We start from the raw sequence: 3,572 nt of genomic DNA, 5'->3' as shown, positions 1-3,572 counted from the left end.
TCAAGCGGGTGAGGAAACCCCACCCGTCTACGCGGTGGGGTAGTTCATTGGGCAACTGCCGTTGACGGTGACGCCGACGCCTGCCGAGGCCTACGCCACTTCTCAGCCGGCGGCTTTGGCGTGAGTTTGGGCAGAGCGGTTACAGAAGGCCCTGGACTGGGCGGGGAGCCAGCAGCGGCTGTTTTTCGCCTTGAACCTACCGGAGCAATCGGTTGGGCAGGGGCGGCTCTATCGCCGATAATGGGCGGCTGGTTACCGATGGAACGCGCATCGGGAATCATGTCGTGGATTGGGAGATCCCTTTTGGGGAGGATCCCTTGGGGTTTTCCCATCAGCCGGTGCTGCCGGATCCCCCGCCGGAGCGGCTATTTTTGTTAAACCGCCTGCGTCAGTTTATGCCCTACGAGTTGTGACCCTAAGCGTTTTTCTACGGCCTCCTATGTCTTCTATGCCATCCACACCAACCCTTCCCCGCGAGCCCCGCATCCTGTTGGGCCTGCGGGCTGACCAGTTTCGCCATCCTGTGGATCTGCAGGCAACCCGCTCCCTGCAGCAGGTGCCGGGGCTGGGCCTGCTGATTCAGAATTTGCTCGGCTCGACGGTAGGGGAGATCTTTTATCTGGATAACATCGCCTCGAGCATTCAAATTAACGAGCACCAGTTGCCGGAAATTCACCAGCTTCTGGTGCAGGCCTGTCGCATCCTGGATCTCGAAGTGCCCCAGCTCTACGTGCGCCAAAATCCCGTGCCCAACGCTTACACTTTTGCCATGCAAGGAAAAAAGCCTTTTATCGTTTTGCACAGCTCTCTGCTGGACTTGCTGGAGCCGCCGGAAATTCAAGCCGTGATTGCCCACGAGCTGGGCCACCTCAAGTGCAACCACGGCGTCTACTTGACAATGGCCAACCTTCTCATGCTCTCGACCAGTTTGCTCCCCTTCGGCGGGCTGTTCTATCAGGCGCTGCAGGATCAACTGCTGCACTGGCTGCGCTGTGCCGAGTTTACCTGCGACCGGGCGGCGCTGCTGGTTACCCAGGATGCAAGAACGGTGATCTCGGTGCTGATGAAGCTGTGCGGCGGCTCGCCGCAGTTGGCCGCCAAGCTCAATGTGGATGCTTTTCTGGAGCAGGCCCGCACCTACGAGGAGCTGGACGACGATCTCTGGCAGCTTGAGCTGAAGCAGATGCAGACCATCGGGCGCACCCACCCGCTGCCGGTGCTGCGAGCTCGGGAAATTGAGCGCTGGTTCCGCAGCAATACTTACCGGCAAATCCTGGAGCAGCACGGCTCGACTGCTGCCTGAGAGGCCAGGATGGCTCCCCTCGGAGTGACCTCTGGCCTCCCCCTGATTGTGGGGGAGACCCTTTTCGATTGTTTCCCAGACAAGGTGGTGCTGGGCGGGGCAGCTTTGAATGTGGCTTGGAACCTCAAAGGGCTAGGAGCCGATCCCCTCTTGCTCAGCCGCGTCGGCCAGGATGAGGCGGCAGAAAGGATGCTGGCAGCGCTGCGGCAGCAGGGGCTGCGTCTGGAAGGGCTGCAGCGGGATCCGGTTCACCCCACCGGCCAAGTCCGGGTCACGCTGGATGGGGAGGGGATCCCGACCTTCGCCATCTTGCCCGACCAAGCCTACGACTACATCCAGTTGGACAGGGCAGCTCTGCAAGCCCTCCGCCCCAGCCTGATCTACCGGGGCAGCTTGGCGGCGCGTCGAGAAGCAGCCCATCGCCATTTTCAGGAGACCCTTCCCACTGTGGGCTGTCCGGTGTTTTTGGACCTCAATCTGCGGGATCCCTGGTGGCACCCAGGCCCCATCCGGGAAATGCTGCGCACCTGCGCTTGGCTGAAGCTGAACCAAGAGGAGCTGGAGCAGGTGGTGCAGCTAGAAAGCATCCCCGCTGGCAAGGTGGAGGAACAGGGGCAGGCCTTGCGGGCGCGGTTGAACCTAAAGGGCTTGTTCCTAACGCTGGGGGCGGCAGGTGCATTCCTGTTCACCGCTGGGGGGGCGTATCGGGGGGAGCCGGTGCCGGTGCCGCGGCTGGTGGATACGGTGGGGGCAGGAGATGCCTTCAGCGCGGTGGCCATTCTGGGCCTGCTGCAGGGATGGCCGGAGGCGGTGTTGCTGCAACGGGCGGTGGAGTTTGCGGCGGCCATCTGTGGAGTTGCGGGGGGTGCCCCCCCAGATCCGGCGTTCTATCGCCCCTTCCGGCAGGCGTGGGGGCTTTAGAAGCTACTGGAACTGGCGCCAGTGGAACTGGGCGTAGCGCCCCCCCTTGCTCAGTAACTCGCGATGATTGCCCTCCTCCAACAGTTGCCCCTGCTCGAGGACGAAAATGCGATGGGCGCTGCGCACCGTAGAAAGGCGGTGGGCGATAACAAAGACTGTGCAGCGTTGCATCAGCCGTTGCAGAGCCTCTTGCACCAAGGCCTCCGATTCGTTATCCAGGGCGGAGGTGGCCTCGTCCAGGATCAGGATCTTGGGGTTGAGCAACAGGGCGCGGGCAATGGCCAACCGCTGCCGCTGGCCGCCGGAGAGGGTAACTCCGCGCTCTCCAACACGGGTGGCGTAGCCATCGGGCAGGCTCTCGATGAAGCTGTCGATGTTGGCCACACGGGCCGCCTGCCGCACCGCTTCCAGGTCAAAGTCCTCTTGGCCGTAGGCGATGTTGCTGGCGATGGTGCCGGAAAACAGGGTAATCTCCTGGGGCACGATGCCGATCTGGCGGCGCAGGCTCTTGAGGGTGACGGTGCGGATGTCGATGCCGTCGATGCGGATGCAGCCTTCCTGGGGATCGTAGAAGCGCGGGATCAGGTTGACCAGGGTGGATTTGCCAGCGCCGGAGGATCCCACCAGGGCGACAATCTCGCCGGGGGCCACCTGGAAGCTGATCCGTTTGAGCACCGGCTGATCTGGTTTGTAGGCAAAGGAAACCTGCTCGAACTCCACCCAGCCCTGAATGGGGGGCATGGGACGAGCACCGGGCAACTCCCGCACCTGGGAGCGGGTATCCAGCAGCTCGAAGATCCGCTCCACCGAGGCTTCCCCCTGTTTCAGCTCGCTGTAGTTGTTGGTGATGTGGACGATGGGGTCGATCAACATGGCCACCCCGGCAATAAAGCCAAGAAACTGGCTGCCGGTTAGGTTGCCCTCGCTGATCTGCCAGCCGCCCACCCAAAACACTCCCAACACGCTCATGGCGTACAGAAAGCCCACCACCGGGTCTTGGATAGCTTTAACCTGTTCGGTTTGAAAGCGGGCCAGGCGGTTGTTCTCGGCCATGGCGCTGAAGCGGCGGATCTCGTATTCCTCAGCAGCAAAGGCGCGGGTGAGGCTGATGCCGGCAAAGGCTTCGGTTAGGAGAGAGGACAGGTCGGACATGCTCTCCTGGTTGAGGCGGGAGCGCAGCAGCAGCCGATCCCCAAACCAACTAATCAAGGCGCCCATCAGGGGGGCAATCACCAGGGTGGTCAAGGTGAGGATGCCGTTGAGGTAGAACAGGTAGGCCACCACCGCCAAGATGGTGAGCACGCTGGGGATGAAGCGGTGGAAAAAACGCTGCACCACTTCGCCCACC

4 protein-coding genes are annotated in these 3,572 nt (G+C 62.1%); 3 read left to right on the top strand and 1 reads right to left on the bottom strand.

Annotated elements, in window-relative coordinates:
- The first annotated feature begins 284 nt into the window (after positions 1-284).
- The 3 genes from NW835_RS00650 to NW835_RS00640 are packed head-to-tail and all read left to right on the top strand — an operon-like array spanning position 285 to position 2,224.
- Complete coding sequence (locus NW835_RS00650; protein WP_414370451.1) at positions 285-413, top strand: hypothetical protein; 129 nt, start codon at positions 285-287, stop codon at positions 411-413.
- Positions 414-439: 26 nt separating this feature from the next.
- Positions 440-1,303, top strand: a complete 864-nt coding sequence (locus tag NW835_RS00645; protein ID WP_414414256.1) for a M48 family metallopeptidase — start codon at positions 440-442, stop codon at positions 1,301-1,303.
- Between the two features lie 9 nt (positions 1,304-1,312).
- Positions 1,313-2,224, top strand: coding sequence for a carbohydrate kinase family protein (locus NW835_RS00640; protein WP_414414255.1), 912 nt, complete (start codon positions 1,313-1,315; stop codon positions 2,222-2,224).
- A gap of 3 nt (positions 2,225-2,227) precedes the next feature.
- Here the strand turns inward: NW835_RS00640 and NW835_RS00635 are convergent.
- A partial coding sequence (locus NW835_RS00635) for an ABC transporter ATP-binding protein (protein ID WP_414414254.1) occupies positions 2,228-3,572 on the bottom strand: 1,345 nt, incomplete at its 5' end.

The sequence above is a fragment of the Synechococcus sp. OH2 genome, from assembly GCF_047462155.1.
Taxonomy (GTDB): Bacteria; Cyanobacteriota; Cyanobacteriia; order Thermostichales; family Thermostichaceae; genus Thermostichus.
Note: the sequence above shows the minus strand (reverse complement) of the source record. Positions and strands in the feature narration are given on the sequence as shown.